Source organism: Pseudomonas sp. GW821-FHT03C07 (assembly GCF_059420925.1).
The window spans coordinates 185829-202578 of the sequence record NZ_JBWKUQ010000003.1 but is presented as its reverse complement, the minus strand read 5'-3'; the positions used below and the strand labels follow the sequence as shown (position 1 = coordinate 202578).

20 protein-coding genes are annotated in these 16750 nt (G+C 63.3%); 8 read left to right on the top strand and 12 right to left on the bottom strand.

Annotated features, from left to right (window positions below):
* Positions 1–43 precede the first annotated feature (43 nt).
* On the top strand, positions 44–2221 hold the full coding sequence (locus AC07VG_RS07105) for a motility hub landmark protein FimV (RefSeq protein ID WP_495020737.1): 2178 nt from the start codon (positions 44–46) through the stop codon (positions 2219–2221).
* Positions 2222–2340: 119 nt separating this feature from the next.
* Positions 2341–2628, top strand: a complete 288-nt coding sequence (locus AC07VG_RS07100; RefSeq protein ID WP_494999720.1) for an Rdx family protein — start codon at positions 2341–2343, stop codon at positions 2626–2628.
* Positions 2629–2636: 8 nt separating this feature from the next.
* Here the strand turns inward: AC07VG_RS07100 and AC07VG_RS07095 are convergent, their stop codons facing one another.
* The 3 genes from AC07VG_RS07095 to AC07VG_RS07085 all read right to left on the bottom strand — a co-directional run bounded on the left by AC07VG_RS07095 (position 2637) and on the right by AC07VG_RS07085 (position 4813).
* Positions 2637–2930 (bottom strand): hypothetical protein, encoded by a 294-nt coding sequence (locus tag AC07VG_RS07095; RefSeq protein ID WP_495020736.1) that lies wholly within the window; start codon positions 2928–2930, stop codon positions 2637–2639.
* Positions 2931–3082: 152 nt separating this feature from the next.
* A complete protein-coding gene (locus tag AC07VG_RS07090) occupies positions 3083–3976 on the bottom strand; it encodes a DMT family transporter (RefSeq protein WP_495020735.1) in 894 nt (297 codons plus the stop codon).
* An 87-nt stretch (positions 3977–4063) separates the two neighbouring features.
* Positions 4064–4813, bottom strand: a complete 750-nt coding sequence (locus AC07VG_RS07085) for an AraC family transcriptional regulator (RefSeq protein WP_494999723.1) — start codon at positions 4811–4813, stop codon at positions 4064–4066.
* Between the two features lie 129 nt (positions 4814–4942).
* On the opposite strand from AC07VG_RS07085, the gene AC07VG_RS07080 reads away from it, so the two are divergent.
* Positions 4943–5764, top strand: coding sequence for a UDP-2,3-diacylglucosamine diphosphatase (locus AC07VG_RS07080; RefSeq protein WP_495020734.1), 822 nt, complete (start codon positions 4943–4945; stop codon positions 5762–5764).
* 6 nt (positions 5765–5770) lie between these two features.
* Here the strand turns inward: AC07VG_RS07080 and AC07VG_RS07075 are convergent, their stop codons facing one another.
* Both AC07VG_RS07075 and AC07VG_RS07070 read right to left on the bottom strand, forming a co-directional pair.
* On the bottom strand, positions 5771–6361 hold the full coding sequence (locus AC07VG_RS07075) for an HD domain-containing protein (RefSeq protein ID WP_494999725.1): 591 nt from the start codon (positions 6359–6361) through the stop codon (positions 5771–5773).
* Positions 6362–6460: 99 nt separating this feature from the next.
* Complete coding sequence (locus tag AC07VG_RS07070) at positions 6461–6772, bottom strand: Mpo1-like protein (protein WP_494999726.1); 312 nt, start codon at positions 6770–6772, stop codon at positions 6461–6463.
* A gap of 159 nt (positions 6773–6931) precedes the next feature.
* On the opposite strand from AC07VG_RS07070, the gene AC07VG_RS07065 reads away from it, so the two are divergent.
* On the top strand, positions 6932–7993 hold the full coding sequence (locus AC07VG_RS07065) for an AraC family transcriptional regulator (RefSeq protein ID WP_494999727.1): 1062 nt from the start codon (positions 6932–6934) through the stop codon (positions 7991–7993).
* Here AC07VG_RS07065 and AC07VG_RS07060 read toward each other — a convergent pair.
* Positions 7950–9404, bottom strand: coding sequence for a TrkH family potassium uptake protein (locus AC07VG_RS07060; RefSeq protein ID WP_494999728.1), 1455 nt, complete (start codon positions 9402–9404; stop codon positions 7950–7952). The genes AC07VG_RS07065 and AC07VG_RS07060 overlap by 44 nt on opposite strands.
* A gap of 119 nt (positions 9405–9523) precedes the next feature.
* Here AC07VG_RS07060 and AC07VG_RS07055 point away from each other — a divergent pair, with 119 nt between their 5' ends.
* Positions 9524–10084, top strand: a complete 561-nt coding sequence (locus AC07VG_RS07055; RefSeq protein WP_494999729.1) for a nitroreductase family protein — start codon at positions 9524–9526, stop codon at positions 10082–10084.
* Between the two features lie 2 nt (positions 10085–10086).
* Here AC07VG_RS07055 and AC07VG_RS07050 read toward each other — a convergent pair whose 3' ends face one another.
* The 6 genes from AC07VG_RS07050 to AC07VG_RS07025 form a co-directional block, all read right to left on the bottom strand.
* Positions 10087–11421, bottom strand: a complete 1335-nt coding sequence (locus AC07VG_RS07050) for a sensor histidine kinase (RefSeq protein WP_494999730.1) — start codon at positions 11419–11421, stop codon at positions 10087–10089.
* A gap of 74 nt (positions 11422–11495) precedes the next feature.
* Positions 11496–11921 carry a Spy/CpxP family protein refolding chaperone gene (locus AC07VG_RS07045; RefSeq protein WP_494999731.1) on the bottom strand — a complete coding sequence of 142 codons (426 nt, stop codon included), beginning with the start codon at positions 11919–11921 and terminating at the stop codon, positions 11496–11498.
* A 289-nt stretch (positions 11922–12210) separates the two neighbouring features.
* Entirely contained in the window at positions 12211–12888 is a 678-nt protein-coding gene (locus tag AC07VG_RS07040; RefSeq protein ID WP_495020733.1) for a response regulator transcription factor, read from the bottom strand.
* Positions 12889–12921: 33 nt separating this feature from the next.
* On the bottom strand, positions 12922–13332 hold the full coding sequence (locus AC07VG_RS07035; RefSeq protein ID WP_494999733.1) for an SH3 domain-containing protein: 411 nt from the start codon (positions 13330–13332) through the stop codon (positions 12922–12924).
* A 109-nt stretch (positions 13333–13441) separates the two neighbouring features.
* A complete protein-coding gene (locus AC07VG_RS07030; protein WP_494999734.1) occupies positions 13442–13741 on the bottom strand; it encodes a YciI family protein in 300 nt (99 codons plus the stop codon).
* A gap of 1 nt (position 13742) precedes the next feature.
* Positions 13743–14339: a septation protein A gene (locus AC07VG_RS07025; protein ID WP_248800514.1), complete on the bottom strand. Its 597-nt coding sequence runs from the start codon at positions 14337–14339 to the stop codon at positions 13743–13745.
* Positions 14340–14423: 84 nt separating this feature from the next.
* On the opposite strand from AC07VG_RS07025, the gene AC07VG_RS07020 reads away from it, so the two are divergent.
* Genes AC07VG_RS07020 through AC07VG_RS07010 form a run of 3 tightly spaced genes read left to right on the top strand, consistent with a single transcriptional unit; the run spans position 14424 to position 16749 of the window.
* The gene (locus AC07VG_RS07020; RefSeq protein WP_494999735.1) at positions 14424–15287 is read left to right on the top strand and encodes a PHP domain-containing protein; all 864 of its coding nucleotides are present in this window, start codon (positions 14424–14426) and stop codon (positions 15285–15287) included.
* Positions 15288–15300: 13 nt separating this feature from the next.
* Entirely contained in the window at positions 15301–15930 is a 630-nt protein-coding gene (locus tag AC07VG_RS07015; protein WP_494999736.1) for an L-threonylcarbamoyladenylate synthase, read from the top strand.
* Entirely contained in the window at positions 15931–16749 is an 819-nt protein-coding gene (locus tag AC07VG_RS07010) for a segregation and condensation protein A (RefSeq protein WP_494999737.1), read from the top strand. It abuts the gene before it with no gap.
* Position 16750: the final 1 nt, after the last annotated feature.

The following is a 16750-nucleotide window of genomic DNA, read 5'->3' as shown; positions in this document are numbered from 1 at the left end:
GAGTTTGCAGTCCGCGTTGCGGTGCTCCATTGGAAAATCCTCCTTGAACCGGGCTCGCCTGTTGGCCGTGCTGGCCGGCGGGTTGTTGTATTCGGTGCTGGCCCCGGCCATGGGCCTGGGGGATATCACCCTGCATTCGGCGCTCAACCAGCCGCTGAACGCGGAAATCACCTTGATTGAACCGGGCGACCTGGCCGAAGGCGAGCTCTCGGTGAGCCTGGCGACACCCGAGGAGTTCGCCCGGGCTGGCGTCGAGCGGGTGTTCTTCCTCAATGACCTGCGCTTTACCCCGGTGTTACGGGGTAACAGCAGTGTTATCCAAGTGCAGAGCAACAAGCCGGTCAGCGAACCTTTCCTGAATTTCCTGGTGCAGGTCAACCGACCTAACGGACGCTTGCTGCGCGAATACACCGTGTTGCTCGACCCGCCGGGTAACCGGCCAGCGGGCTATAGCCTGCCGGCCCGCAGCGCCGCCCTGGAGCCATCGGCCTCTGTGGCGAGTATTCCGCCGCCGCCGGCCGTGCAGGGCAAGCGCTACACCGTGGTCAAGGGCGATCATCTCTGGGGAATTGCCAAACGACTGCGTGACGCCGGCAGCCAGGTTTCGGTCAATGAACTGTCCCAGGGCATTCGTGCGCTTAATCCTGGAAGCGACCATTTGCGGGTCGGCCAGAGCTTGTTGCTGCCGGATGTTGCAGTGGTTGCGGCCCCGGCGTCTTCCGCGATGCCTGGGGCCACCACGGGCACTGCCGCCGCGACCCCGCCGACCCCGGCTGCGCTGGCGGCCGAGACGCTGCAAAATGCCGAGGAACTGGCCAAGTCCGCCTTGGAAAACCAGCAGTTGCAGAAGACTGTCGAGGATCTGCAGGTCAGGTTGAAGGCCCAGGACGAACTGATTGCCGGCAGCCAGAAACAGGCCGTCGAACTACAGACGCAACTCGCCGAACTCAAGGCCAAGGCTGCTGCGCCGGCTCCGGCGCTGGTGGCCGCTCCGGTCGTGCTACCGACCCCGGCTGCCGGGACTTCCGATGGTCCGAACTGGCTGCTGTGGGCGGCGGTGCTGTTGCTGATCGCGCTGTTGGCCGTGGCCTTTATCCTGCGGCGCAACCGCCAGCAGGCTGAACAGGCGCCCGAGGCTGTGCCGCAGGCGGCTCCGGTTCCGGAACCGATGGTCAGTCGTGTGGTAACGCCGGCCCCGCCGACCAAGCTGGCGACTCCCGCGTCGACTCGGATCGAGCCGGTGATGGCACCGGTGGCGGCGGCCTCACGGCAGTCCAGTGAGGTGCCGGACGCGCTTGAAGGCGTGAGTATCTACATCGCCTACGGTCGCTTCAGCGAGGCGGCGGGCATTCTGCGCGAGGCCATGCTCAAGGAGCCCGAACGCACGGACTTGCGCCTGCGCTTGCTGGAGGTGCTGGCCCAGCAGGGTGACAGTGCGGCGTATGCGACAGAAGAGCGCAATCTGCTGGAGGCCGGGTTCAGCGAGTCGGCTCTGCAGGAGCTGCGCGCCAAGTATCCGAAGCTGCAAACCGTTGCCGCCACCCCAGTTCCTGCCGCCGCGTCCCCAGCACCGGTTCTGGCGGTGGTCAGTGCCGTGGCAGTGGCCGCGCCGGTATTGGCGGCAGATTGGAACAAGCCGGCCGAGCCGGCAGCGGCAAGCGCACCGGCGGCGGAAAAACCGCTGGAGGACGAATTCCAGCTCAACCTCGATGACCTGTCCATGGACGCCGACTGGGACCTGGTCAGCCCGTTCGACAATACGCCGCAGCCCCGCAGCAAGAACGCTGACGAGCCGGTTTTGCCTGTCGAGCTGGAGCCTGAGCCCGAGCCGATATTCACCAAGAGCTTCAATGAGCTGCCGGAAGTGTTCGAGATGCCGGACGAGCAGTTCCTCAGTGATTTTTCCGAGCTTGAGTCCGAGCCAGAGCCTGCGCCTGTGCGCGAAGTGGAGTTAAGCTTGCCGGAGGACGGGGATTCACTGGATGACGTGTTTCTCGACGGTTTCATGAACGACCCCGAGCCCCTGGACATCGAACCCCTGGAAGTGGATTTCGACAGCCTGGAGCTTGAGCACGCCTCGGCCAGCAAGCTGGAGCAGGCGCAAACCTGCATCAATGTCGGCGACCTGGACCATGCCAGCCAACTGCTCCACGAGCTGCTCCGGGAAGGCGATGAACCCTTGAAGCAAACAGCTCGCACCCTGCTGGCGAGCATTCGCTGATACTGCTGGGCGTAGGCGCGGGGTGAGCTCTTCGGCCTGATCCTGGGCGCGTCTATCACGCCCGCCCAGGATCCAGGTATTCCGTCCTTCGCTCAGGGCCTTGTCCAGAGAGAACTCCCATGACCGCAGGTAAACCGCACATCGTCATCACTTACTGCACCCAGTGCCAATGGCTGCTGCGCGCCGCCTGGCTGGCCCAGGAACTGCTCAGCACTTTCGCCGACGAGCTTGGCCAGGTGGCCCTGGAGCCGGGGACCGGCGGGGTGTTCCGGATCACCTGCGACGAGGTGCAGATCTGGGAGCGCAAGGCGGACGGTGGCTTTCCGGAAGCCAAGGTGCTCAAGCAGCGGGTACGGGACCGGATCGACCCAGAGCGCGACCTCGGGCACAACGACCGGCCCCGATAGGCGCGCGGTTACGACGGGCTCAGCTTCGACTTGATAAGCCCGACGATGACTATCAGCACCCCACCGCCCACGCCGCCGCTGGCGATACTGCTGAGGATCGAGGTCAGGTCCAGTGCGCCGCTGCTACCGCCTATGCTGCCGCCGGTGACCAGATCGAGTAGCTGTCCGCCGAGGCCGCCGCCGAGTATGCCCAGGATGGAATTGATGAGCGGGCCCAGGTTGTATTTCTCCAGTACCGAACCGGCCACGTTCCCGCCCACGGCGCCGCTGATGGCTTGAATCAAAAGACTGACGATGTCCATGGATGAAACCCTCCAACATGTTGATGGGGAGGGCCGCTCGAATCGAGTCGATTCAGGGGGGAATCACTGCCGCTGTCGTCGAGAAACCCTGATCTCCGTGAACGACAGCAAACTGTTGCGGATGTCACCAGTATAGGCGGATTGGCTTTTCGTCAATGAACTGGCGCGGCTTTCTGGCTTTCCCGGGGCGTGGCCGCCGCACCCAGACGGCTGGACACGACGATGGCGAGAATGATCAGGGCACCACCGAGCAACATGCGCGGCGTCGGGTTTTCGCCGAACAGCAGCCAGGCGGCGGTGATCCCGTACACAGGCTCCAGGGCAAAGACCACCGCGGCGGTACGCGCCTTGATCACCGCGAGGCTGGCGACGAACAGGCTGTGGGCCAAGCCGGTGCAGAGCACCCCCAACAGGCCGATCCACAACCAGTCCAGCGCCGGCACTTGCGCCAGGGCTGGGGCGGCCCAGGGTAGTAGGCAGGCGGCGACCACCAGGTTCTGGCACAACGCCGCCTGCACCGCGGGAATTCGCCCGGAGCCGGCCCGGTTGGCCAGCGACAGCAGCGAGAACAACAGGCCGGAAAGCACGGCCCAGAGCAGTCCGCCGGTGGCCTGGCTGGCGAGATCGAAGTCGGGGGTGACCAGCACCAGGCCGATACTGACCAGCACCACCAGCAAGATTTCATTGAAGCGGATACGTTCGCGAAAGATCAGCCCCTCGAGGATCACGGTAAAGGCCGGGAAACTGGCGAAACCCAAGGTCGCCACCGCCACGCCGGCGACTTTTACCGCGATGAAGAAGCTGACCCAGTGCCCGACCAGCAGCAGGCCGCTGAGCAGCAGGCGCCGCCAGTCCCGCGACTGCAACGGTTGCCAGCGCTGGCTGCGAGCCAGACGGGCGAACAGGCTGAGGGCGAGCACGGCAAAGATGGCCCGGCCGCAGACGATGATGGCCGGCGCGGCGCTCGCGAGTTTGCCGAACACGCCGGTCAGGCCAAACATCAATGCGCCGATATGCAGGGCGCCCAGGGCGGTACGGGGAGTCATGGCGGTCCTTGAATACAGTGACGGGCAGAACCGCAGTCTAGAGGGCGGTCGCTGCGCCTGTCTGTCGCGTGCCTGCTGTCGTTTGTCTCAGGACTCGCGCCGCAGCGCGCCGGGCGTACGGCCGAACTCACGGAGCACGGCGGCGGCAAAGGCGCTTTGCGACTGGTAGCCGACGCGGCTGGCGATCTCACCGATCGGCAGGGCCGATTCGCGCAGCAGTCCCAGGGCGTTATGCAGGCGGCGACTGCGCACATAGTCCATGGGCGTCTGCCCGCATTCGGCGACAAAGCGTGTATGCAGGCGCGCGCTGGACAAGTCGGCGATGCGCGCCAGGTCGGCCACCTGCAGCGGGTGGGCCAGGTGGCGATCGATATGCGCATTGAGGGCGGCCAGGGGCAGGCGCTTGCCGCCGAGCGGGTGGGGGCCGGGGCTGTTCAGGCTGGCGAGCAGCAGCACCGCGCCCTGTTGGGCGATCAGCGGGTCCTGCACCGGGCTGGCCGCGAGCCACTGCACCAGTTGGCTCTGGGCGGCATCGAGGGTTCGCGGCCCGGGGCTGTCGAGCAGACGCCGGCTGGCGTCGGCGTGGTCGCCCAGGGTGCTCAGCAACCAGTGTTGGTCCGGCACATCCAGCACCAGGCAGCGGCTGCCGTTGGGGCTGGCGCAGACATGATGGGCCTCGCTGGGAATCACCGCGACGCTTTGCTGCACCACCTGGCTGCCGTGGCCCTCGATTTCGAAGTCGAGCAGTCCGGACAGGCCGAACACCAGCTGCGCATGGGCGTGGCTGTGGGTAATCAGGTCGCGGCTGTAGTGGCGCAGGGTCAGGATCGGTCCCATCGCGGTCTCCTTGGCATCGCCGCAGTTTACACCGCTTGCCGTCCAGGCGGTTGTCATAGGATTGCCATGTGACTGTCATGGACTATTAACTACCCCGGTGCAAGCTCAGGAAAAATCCGGAGAATGCCCATGACCCGTGCGGAGCTCGCCAAACCCAGCCGTAAGCAGCGTGTGCGAACCCTGTGGATTTCCGACGTGCACCTGGGGACCCGGGACTGCCAGGCCGAACACCTGTCGCAGTTTCTCAAGGGCTATCAGGCCGACCGTATCTACCTGGTGGGCGATATCATCGACGGTTGGAAGATGCGCGGCGGCATGTATTGGCCGCAAGCGCATACCAACGTGATCCGTCGCTTGCTGACCATGAGCAAGCGCGGCACCGAGGTGATCTATGTCACCGGCAACCATGATGAATTCCTGCGCCGTTACTCCAAGCTGATCCTCGGCAATATCCAGTTGGTCGATGAAGCGGTGCACACCACCGCCGACGGTCGCAAGCTGCTGGTGATCCATGGCGACCAGTTCGACGTGATCACCCGATATCACCGTTGGCTGGCGTTTCTCGGCGATTCGGCCTACGAGTTCACCCTGACCCTCAACCGCTGGCTGAACCATTGGCGAGCCCGCTACGGTTATGGCTACTGGTCGTTGTCGGCCTACCTCAAGCACAAGGTCAAGACCGCGGTCAGTTTCATCAGCGACTTCGAAGAGGCCATCGCCCACGAATGCGTGAAACACGGGCTCGACGGGGTGGTGTGCGGGCATATCCACCACGCCGAGATCCGCAAGGTCGGCGAGGTGGAATACCTCAACTGTGGCGACTGGGTCGAGTCCTGCACCGCCCTGATCGAACACTGGGATGGCACCATCGAGCTGTATCGTCTGGCCGATGCCCAGGCGAAAGAGGCGCAGCTCAAGTTGGAACTGGAGAAAGTTGCCGAGCTGGGGTAGGGCGCGTCAGGCCGTCTGGTTGGGCACCATCGCGGCCTTGTAGATCGATTGCCGGGGTTGGGCAAACACCCGCTCCATCAGCGGTTCGAAAAAGCTCAGGGGCAGGCTCTCGTAGTCTGGGTCGAAGGCTGCGGCATCGTACTTGGCGCAGAATTCGATCGTTGCCAGGTACTGCGGGTGCTCGCGAAATTGCTCGCGCAAATGGCGATCCATCCCCAGGTAGTGGAAGAAGTAGTAGCCCTGGAAAATCCCATGCTTTTCCACCATCCACAGGTTTTCGGCGCTGACAAAGGGCTTGAGAATCGCCGCGGCGATATCCGGGTGATTGTAGGAGCCGAGGGTGTCGCCGATATCGTGGAGCAGCGCGCAGACCACGTACTCCTCGTCCCGGCCATCGCGCCAGGCCCGGCTGGCGGTTTGCAACGAGTGGGTCAGGCGATCCACCGGAAAACCGCCAAAATCACCTTCCAGCAGCTTCAGGTGGGTCAGGATCCGCGCCGGCAGTTGCCGGGCGTAGGCGCTGAAGTCAGCGGCAATCACCGCCCAATCGGCCTGGGTGCCGTCCTGCATATGGGTAAAGCGGGCTTGTCCGGTCATCGGCTGTCCTCTTGTGGTTTTTATCGATGCCGGTCCCAGTCTAGGGCTTGCCGGCGTCCTGGCAGTGGCTGCACAGGACGCTTTGCTGGCTTCCCGGGCCTAAAACGGCACCTTGCCGAGGATCATGTCGCGAAACATGACGAAATCGCCGAGCAGACTGTAGAAAGGATGTTCAAAGGTGGCCGGGCGGTTCTTCTCGAAAAAGAAATGTCCGACCCAGGCGAAGCCATAGCCGGCGATCGGCACCGCCAACAGGAACCCTCCCGCGGCGCGACCAATGGCCAGGGCGAGGAAAAAAATCACCAGGCTGGTGCCGACGAAATGCAACCGACGGCAGGTACTGTTGCCATGTTCGCTCAGATAGTAGGGGTAAAATTCTGCGAAGCTGTTGAATTTTCTGATGTTTTCCACGGGTTACTCTCCGCGTTGGCGAGCTCGCCCACGGAGGGTTCCACGGGGAGCTTATTTGAGTCTAGAGTGATTGACAGCGGCTACCAGTGACAATAGGCGCCACTTTAGTATCCTTAGGCCACTAGTCGTCATATGCGACTTATCATGCAAGAAAAGGCCATGAGCGAGAGAACGACTTCTGCAAGCTGGGCGATGGGGATTGTCAAGGCGCTGGAGATGGATGGCCTGGATTGCCGTGTCCTGTTCAGGCAGCTGGGGCTCGATTACGCGGCGCTCGACGATCCCGATGCGCGCTTTCCCCAGGACTCGATTACGCGACTGTGGCAGCGTGCGGTGGAGCTTTCCGGCAACCCGGCGATTGGCTTGAACATGGGCCGGGTGGTGCGCCCGGCGTCCTTTCATGTCGCCGGCTATGCGCTGATGTCCAGCCAGACCCTGGCCGAGGGCTTCAGGCGCCTGGTGCGTTATCAGCGGATCATCGCGGAAAGTGCCGACCTGAGCTTTCGTCTTTTGCCTGAAGGTTATGCGCTGATCCTGACGGTGCACGGTGACCACCTGCCGCCCACCCGCCAGAGCGCCGAGGCTTCCCTGGCCTGCGCCCTGGCACTCTGTGGCTGGCTGAGCGGGCGCACCTTGCAGCCGCGCAAGGTCCTGGTGCAGGGCGCGGAGCCGGAGGATATCGGCCCTTACAAGGAGGTGTTCCATGCGCCGCTGGTGTTCAACGCACCCTACGATGCGCTGATCTTCGAGCAGGCCGACATGGAGGCGCCGCTGCCGACCGCCAACGAGGCCATGGCCTTGCTCCACGATCGTTTCGCCGGTGAATACCTGGCGCGCTTCTCCGAAAGCCGGGTGACCCACAAGGCGCGCCAGGTGTTGTGCCGCCTGCTGCCTCAGGGCGAGCCCAAGCGCGAAATGGTGGCACAGACCCTGCACCTGTCCCAGCGCACCCTGCAGCGGCGTTTGCAGGAAGAGGGCACCAGTTTCCAGACACTCCTCGATGACACCCGTCGCGAGCTGGCCGAGCAGTACCTGGCGCAGCCGCGCATGACCTTGCTGGAAATCGCCTACCTGCTGGGGTTTGCCGATCCGAGCAACTTTTTCCGCGCCTTTCGCCGCTGGTTCGAGGTTACGCCTGGCGAGTATCGGGCGCGGCTGTTGGGGGCGGTGGCTTCGGTCAATGACGCCAGAATGCGGGAATACACAGAACGAACACTGTGATGATTTCCAGCCGACCGAGCAGCATGCCCAGGGACAGAATCCACTTGGCCGCATCCGGCAAGGTGGCGAAGTTGCCGGATGGTCCGATCACTTCGCCCAGGCCTGGCCCCACGCCGGAGACGGTGCTGGCGGCGCCGGTAAGGGCGGTCATCCAGTCCAGGCCGAGCAGCGACAAGGCCAGGGCGATGGCGCAAATGGTGATGGCGAAGAAGAACGAGAAGGTCAGGATCGAACGCACGATTTCTTCGTCGAGACGGTGACCGTTGTATTTCTGCTTGATCACCGCCCGTGGATGGATCAACTGGTTGAGGTTGGCCTTGAGCAGGATATAGGCCACCTGGAAACGGAACACCTTGATCCCTCCGGCCGTCGAGCCGGAGCAACCGCCGACGAAGCCCAGGTAGAAAAACAGCATCAGCGAGAAGTTGCCCCACAGGCTGTAGTCGCCGAGGGCGAAGCCGGTGGTGGTGACCACCGAGGTCACGTTCAGCGCCACATGGCGCAGGGCGTCGAGCCAGTGCAGGTGGGTGGTCCACCAGTACCAGGTGCCGAGCACCAGCCAGGTCACCAGCAGCAAGCCAAGCAAACCTTGCACCTGCTGGTCCTTGAGCAGCGCCTTGCGATGGCCGCGCAGGGTTGCCACGTAGAGGGTGAACGGCAGGCTGCCGAGAATCATCACCAGCACCGCCACCCAGTGCACCGCTGGTTGGCGCCACTTGGCCAGGGACTGGTCCGAGGTGGAGAAACCACCAGTGGAAATCGCCGACATGGCGTGGTTGATCGCATCGAACAGGCTCATGCCAGCCCACCAGAAGGCCAGGCTGCCGAGGAGGGTGATGCCGATATAGGCGGTGACGATCAGGCGCGCCACCATGTGCGAGCGCGGCATGACCTTTTGCGAACGGTCCGAGGATTCGGTCTGGAACAGACGCATGCCACCGATGCGTAGCAGCGGCAGAATCGCCACCGCCATGCCGATAAAGCCGATCCCACCCAGCCAGTGCAGCAGCGAGCGCCAGATCAGGATGCCCGGGGACATGCTGTCCAGGCCGCTGAGCACGGTCGAGCCGGTGGCGGTAATACCCGACATGCTTTCGAAAAAGGCATCGGTGTAGCTGGTGTGCAGGGTCAGCACAAAGGGCAGCGCGGCGAAAATGCACACCACCACCCAGCTGGACACGGTCAGCAGGTACATGTCCCGGGGGCGCAGGTGCACCTGCGCCGGGCGACCGCGCATGACCAGTGCCAGGCCGGCGAGAAAGGTGATGGTGCTGGCCCAGAGAAAAGCCGGCAGGTCGCCGGTGCGTTCGAAGACCACCAGCACCAGCATGGGGATGACCATGCTGGCGGCCAGGGTAATCAGGAAGATGCCGATGATGAAACCGATGATGCGCAGGGTCGGCATCGCCATGAAATAAGCTCGGGAAAGGGGCAGGGCGCCATTCTACCCGCGACCCCGGTCATGTAAACCGGCACGGCTACCCAGGATCTGGCTAGAATAGCCCGATCATTTTCCAGTGGAGGTGGCCGATGGAGGCTCTCGACAATTTGCTCAACCGTGTTTCCGCACCGCGCCTGCTCGATCCGGCCCCGACCCAGGCCCAGCGCGATATTCTGTTCGCCGCCGCGATGCGCGCCCCGGATCATGGGCAACTGCGGCCTTGGCGTTTCCTCACCGTGGAAGGCGCGGCCCGTGAGCAATTGGGCAGCCTGCTGGCCGAGGCGGTGCGCCTGCAAGAGGGCGAGGCGACCCCGGCGGCCATCGACAAGGCCCACGCCATGCCCTTGCGCGCGCCGTTGCTGATTGTGGTGGTGGCGCGTTTGCAGGAGCACTTCAAGGTGCCGAAGTCCGAGCAGTTGCTGGCGGCCGGTTGCGCGGCCCACGGCATTCTGCTGGCGGCCCATGCGCAGGGAATCGGCGCGGTGTGGCGCACCGGCGAGCTGTCCTATTCGCGCCATGTGGCCAAGGGCCTGGGGCTGGGCGACAACGAGGAAGTGATCGCCTTCCTGTACCTGGGCACGCCGCAGAACGAACTGCGCCAGCCACCGAAGGTCGATCTGACGGAGTTTGTCAGCGCCTGGTCGGCTTGAAATTAAACCTGCGCTCCAGGTTCCAAAGGCAGATCCAGTTTGGCGATAAATCCTCCCTCGGGATGATTCGCCAGTATCAGGCTGCCGCCATGCCGTTCCGCCGCCCGCCGGGCGATGGCCAGTCCCAGGCCGTGGCCCGGGGCGGTCTGTCCGGGCGCCCGGTAGAAGGGCTCGCCCAGTTGCGCCAGGTGCGCGGGTTCCACACCGGGGCCATGGTCGCGCACGCTGATTTCGATGCGTTCACCCTGACGTTGCGCGTGCAGTTCGATGGGCCGGCCCTCGGGATTGAAGCGCTGAGCGTTGCGCAGCAGGTTATCCACAGCCCGTTCGATCATGGTCGGCCACCCCTTGAAGCTCAGCGGCGGTTCGTCGTCGAAGCGCACCGGCTGTTCCGGGCAGCCGAGGTTGGTGTCCTTCTGCAAGGTCGTGAGCAGTGCTGTGAGGTCGACCTCTTCGGCACTGGCCTGGTCGGAGTCGACCCGGGCCAGGGTGAGAATTTCGCTGATCAGCGCTTCCAGCCGGTCGCATTCACGGGTCAGGCGCGGCCAGAGTCGCTCGCGTTCTTCAGGGCCGGCGCGTTCGGCCAGGGCCAGGGCAATGCGCAGGCGTGCCAGCGGTGAACGCAATTCATGGGAGACATCCCGCAACAGTTGGCGTTGGCTACCGATCAGGCTTTGCAGACGCGCGCCCATCAGGTTGAAGTCCTTGGCCAGCACACCGAACTCATCGCGCCGCGCCGCCAGTTTCGCCAGGCTGTTCTGCTGATAAGTCGTCTGCCCGAGGTCATGCACGGCGCCGCGCAGGCGGCTCAGGGGGCGGGTGATGGACAAGGTCACCAGCAGGCTGAACAAGGTCAGCACCACCAGGGCAATCCCCAAGGCGCTGAGGGGGCGCAGCAGGCTTTCGCGGTGCCAGGCGTCCAGTTCCGGGTGGGGAATGCGGTAGATCAGCAGGTAGGTTTCGCCGCTTTTCGGGCTGGTGTACTCGACCGTCAGGCGGCGCCAGGGCAGCTTGCGGTCATCGTTGTTCTGGCGTGCTTCAAAGGCCGCGGCCCGGCGTGGAAAAGTCCCACGGACCAGCGGGTCGCCGCCTTCGTTGAGCACCTGCACATCGATATGATAACGCTGCTTGCGCTGTTCCAGAATCGCCTGGGCGGCTTCTTCGCCCTGGCTTTCATAGGTCTGCGTCCACTCTTCGGCCAGACTGTTCAAACCCGGATGACGACTGAGAATCCAGGTGTCCTGGTTGAGGATGTGCATGAGCAGAATCGATAGGCCCGCGACAAGGGCAATGGCCAGCCAGAAGCTGGCCAGGATGCGCCAGAACAGTGATCGCACAGCAAATCCTCAACCAAAGAGTACAAACGAAGAAAGCCCGGCGGCGTTGGCCGTCGGGCTGGAGCATAAGCGGATTATTGCGCTTTTTGCGGTTGCTGCGCCTTCCAGGCTTTGAATTCGGTCCATTCGGCACGGCGCTCGGCCTGCTTTTTCTGCATCTCGTCGAAGGTCTTCTGCTGTTCAGGCGTCAGCAGGGCACGGATCTGGCCTTGGGTCTTCTGGTGAGCGGCATCCAGTTCGCCTTTGAAGGCAGCCTTGTCGGCAGGCGAGAGCTTTTCCAGATACTTGATGGCGATTGCCTTGCGATCATGGCGTTGTTCACCCACCAGTTTACGGATCTGCTGGCGCTGTTCCTTGGTCAGGTCCAGTTTTTGGAAGCCACCTTTGCCATGATGCTGGCCGTATTCCGGGCCGCCCATCGGGCCACTGCCTTCAGGCATGGCCATGGCCACGGTAGGGAGTGCGGCAGCGAACATCAGGGCGATCAGGGTCTTGCGCATGGTGTTTCTCCTTGTCTCGATTCCGGTCAGTCCGGATGAGTACAGATTAAGGAGTTCAAGGTCAGCGGCGGTCAGCGGAGGGTAAAGCTTGAGTAAAGACGTTTTTGTCGCGGGTTGACACTTGCCTGACTCGCAACGCCGACTCTTGTAGGAGCAGCCGGTCGACGCTCGATTGCTCGCGATGGTCGTCAGGGCACCGCGGGGAATCAGGTGCCCAGCGTTATCGTTGACGTCTATCGCGAGCAAGCTCGCTCCTACAGTCTGTGGTCAAAGGCGGGGTGGTAGGGGTTTACAGGCTGTAGTAGTAACCGCGGCTGCGCAGGGCGACGATGCGCGGGCGCCCGTCCGGGTGCGGGCCGATTTTCTTGCGCAGGTTGCTCACGTGCATGTCCAGGCTGCGATCGTACAAGGTCAGCTTGCGGCCCAAGGCGATCTGCGCCAATTCCTGTTTGTCCAGGGGCTCGCCGGGTTGCTGCAGCAGGGCTTCGAGCAGGCGGCTTTCGGAGACGGTAAGGGTGAAGTCCTGCTGGTCGATGGTGACCACGCCCCGCACCGGGCTGAAGCACAGGTCGCCCAGCTCCATCTGGCTCGGGGTCGCGGCGGGGTGGCTGCGGCGCAGCACGGCGCGCAGGCGCGCGGTCAGTTCCCGGGGGTCGCAGGGCTTGGCCAGATAGTCGTCGGCGCCCAGTTCCAGGCCGAGGATGCGATCCAGCGGCTCGCCACGGGCCGAGAGCATCACCACCGGCAACTCAGGGTGATCGTTGCGCAACTGCTTGAGCAGTTCCAGGCCACTGCCATCGGGCAGCATCACGTCCAGCACCACGGCGGCCGGGGCGCTGTCCGCCAGAGCCTTGCGCGCGCTCTGGCCATCGTGGCAGGCGCGTACCTGGAAGCCTTCCTGGCTCAACCAACTGGTCAGGAGTTCACACAACTCCTGGTCATCGTCTATCAGTAACAGGTCGCTCATGACTCTCTCGATTACGGATCGCTAATGGCCTGCTCAATTCAGCCATTGCCGACGTTGTCTACGTCCGCCACTGGCGAAGATACCGCAGAGCAGGGCCAGGAGTGCAACTCCCGCACCGGTGACAAACCATTGCTGCTGATCGGTCAGCAGGCGTGGGCCGGCACTGGCCTGGGCTTCCTTGAGTTGCAGCATCAGGCGCTGGTTTTCCTGGCGCAGACGGCTCAGCTGGGCACTTTCGCGCATCGCGTCGGCACTCTGCAATTGTTGGCTCAACTCTTCTCGCTGTCGCTCGCTTTCTTTCAAGCGTTGCTGCAAATCGGTGATCTGGCTACCGGCACTCAAGGACAGGGGTGTGGAGTTACTCGAACCCTGACTCTCTTCGGCGTGGGCGGCGGCCCCTATCGACAAGATGACCACTAGCAGCAACAACGGACCTTGGCGCATCGCAAACTCCTGATTCCAATCGGCATTGGGCAGGTTGTCGGCTGCTGAACGAGAATAATGAGCGATTGGGCCGCGATGAACCCTGAAGGTTCATCGCGAGGAGAGAAATTTATGGCAGGACTTGCTTGAACGGCTTGACCAACACGTGGGCGTAGACCCCGGTGGTGGCGAACGGATCCGCCTCGGCCCAGGCTTGGGCCGCGCTCAGGCTGTCGAATTCGGCGACGATCAGGCTGCCGCTGAAACCGGCGGCGCCTGGGTCGTTGCTGTCCACGGCCGGGTGCGGGCCGGCCAGGACCAGGCGTCCTTGCGCCTGCAACTGATGCAGCCGCTCCAGGTGCGCCGGACGCACGGCCAGGCGTTTGTCCAGGGAGTTTTCGACGTCGGTGGCGATGATCGCGTAGAGCATGTCAGTCCTCGGTTTTCGGGATGGTCGGGTCGCTGTCGTGCAGGTGGCGGGACAGGTAGATGCCCTGGCCGACCAGGAACAGCAGGGTCATGCCCAGGCTGCCGAACACCTTGAAGTCGACCCAGTACTGCTGGAAGGTGAACGCGACGAACAGGTTGGCACCGCCGCAGAACAGGAAAAACACGATCCAGGCCAGATTCAGGCGAGTCCAGATCGGCTCGGGCAGGCTCAGGGCGTGGCCCATGATGCGCTTGATCAGCAGGCGGTCACCGATGAAGTGGCTGCCGGCAAACGCCAGGGCGAACAGCCAGTTGACCACCGGGGCTTTCCACTTGAGGAAGGTTTCGCTGTGGAAGGCCAGGGTCAGGCTGCCGAAGACCAGGCAGGCGATCAGGGTCAGCCACTGGCTCTTCTCCAGTTTGCGTTGGGTAATGAACAGGGTGCCGTAGACCACCAGGGAACTGATGATCAGCATCGCCGTGGCACTGTAGATACCGCCCACGGTCAGGCTGTGGCCGGCGATCTCCATCACCCTCGGTTCGATTTTGTAGACGATGAAGAACAGGAAGAGCGGGATGAAATCGATGAATTGTTTCACAGTGGCAGCCAGAAGCAGGATGTGACGGCATAATAACAAACATCATTGCCAGCGAAAGCGCCGCCTAGAGGTTATTCAATTCCCGTGGAAATCGATCTGCACTGCCATAGCACGGCCTCCGACGGCGCCCTTGCGCCCGCGGTCCTGGTTGCCCGTGCGCACGAGAGAGGCGTGCGGGTCCTGGCCCTGACCGATCACGACACCCTCGAAGGCCTGGCCGAAGCCCGTACGACGGCGCAGGCGCTGGGCATGCGGCTGGTCAACGGCGTCGAGTTGTCCTGTACCTGGGGCGGCGCGACCATCCACGTGCTGGGCTACGGCTTTGACGTCAACGCACCGGCGCTGGTCGAGGCCATCGCCCGCTTGCACGAGGGCCGCTGGCTGCGTTCCGAGGAAATCAGCCGCAAGCTGGCGCTCAAGGGCATGCCCGGCGCGCTGGAAGGCGCACGGGCGATCCAGCAGGCGCTGGGCGATAGTGGCAATGCCCCGGCGCGTCCGCACTTCGCCGATTTCCTGGTGCGCGAAGGTTTCGTCAAGGATCGCGCCGAAGCCTTTCGCAAGTGGCTGGGCGCGGGCAAGCTGGGGGATGTCAAGCTGCACTGGCCGACCCTGGAAGACACCGTCGGAACCCTGCGCGAGTCAGGCGCCTGGGTCAGCCTGGCCCATCCATGGCACTACGATTTCACCCGCAGCAAGCGCCGCAAGTTGATTGCGGACTATATTCAAGCAGGTGGCCACGCTATCGAGGTGGTCAATGGGCATCAACCCGCCGAGCAGGTAGGCAGTCTGGCGATCCTTGCCCGTGAGTTCGGGCTGCTGGTCAGTGCCGGCAGTGATTTCCATGGTCCTGGAGGCTGGTCCGAAATCGGTGAATACCGCCCGGTTCCTGAAGATCTGCCGCCACTCTGGTGTCGCTTCAAACATGAGCAACCTACTGCCGTCGTCTGAACAGGTAGAAAATGTGAGTCAATTTTTCCAGATTCATCCGGAAAACCCGCAGGCGCGCCTGATCAAACAGGCGGTGGAAATCATTCGCAAGGGTGGGGTGGTGATCTATCCCACCGATTCGTCCTATGCCATTGGTTGCCAGATCGGCGACAAGAATGCGGTCGAGCGGGTGCGCCGTTTGCGGCAGTTGGACGATAAGCACAACTTTGCGTTGATCTGCAGCGATCTCTCGCAACTGGGGCTGTTCGCCAAGGTCGATACCGGCCTGTTTCGCCTGCTCAAGGCCCATACGCCGGGGCCCTACACCTTTATCCTGAATGCCACCCGGGAAGTCCCGCGGCTGTTGCTGCACCCGAAAAAGCGCACCATCGGCCTGCGTATCCCCAGCCATCCGATTGCCCTGGCGCTGCTCGAAGAGCTGGGCGAGCCGCTGATGAGCGTCAGCCTGATCATGCCCGGCGAGACCGATCCGATGATCGATCCCTATGAGATCCGCCAGTTGCTCGAGCATCAGGTCGACCTGATAATCGACGGCGGTTTCGGCGGGATCAAGGCGTCGACCGTGATCAACCTGGCTGATGGTGAGCCGGAAGTGGTCCGTGTCGGCTGTGGCGATCCCGCGCCGTTCATGGTCGAGGCCTGAATGTCCGCCGTGGAAATCGTCGACAGCCAGGCCGATGCCCAGCAGGAATTGCCGTTCGCCCTGGTCTATGGCCAGGCGGTCACCGAGATGCCGCTGGACCTGTATATTCCGCCGGACGCCCTGGAAGTCTTCCTCGAAGCCTTCGAAGGCCCGCTGGACTTGCTGCTCTACCTGATCCGCAAGCAGAACATCGATATCCTCGACATCCCGGTGGCGGAAATCACCCGCCAGTACATGGGCTATGTCGAACTGATGAAGTCGGTGCGCCTGGAGCTGGCAGCCGAGTACCTGGTGATGGCGGCGATGCTGGCCGAGATCAAGTCGCGGATGCTGCTGCCGCGTTCGGCTGAAATCGAGGCGGAAGAGGACGACCCACGGGCCGAACTGATCCGTCGCCTGCAGGAGTATGAACGCTTCAAGAGCGCCGCCGAGGGCCTCGACACCTTGCCCCGGGTCGGCCGCGATGTGCTGGTGCCCAAGCTCGATGCCCCCGAGGCCCGGGCACGCAAGCTGTTGCCGGAGGTGAGCCTGGAAGAGGTGTTGATGTCCATGGCCGAAGTCCTGCGCCGTGGCGACCTGTTCGAAAGCCACCAGGTCAGTCGCGAGCAGCTGTCGACGCGCGAGCGCATGAGTGATGTGCTGGAGCGCCTCAAGGGCGGCGGCTTCGTGCCCTTTGTCGAGCTGTTTACCGCCGAGGAAGGACGGCTGGGGGTGGTGGTGACCTTTATGGCGATTCTTGAGCTGGTCAAGGAATCCCTGGTCGAACTGGTGCAGAATGAACCCTTTACGGCGATCCATGTGCGGGCGCGCGCTGAATAAC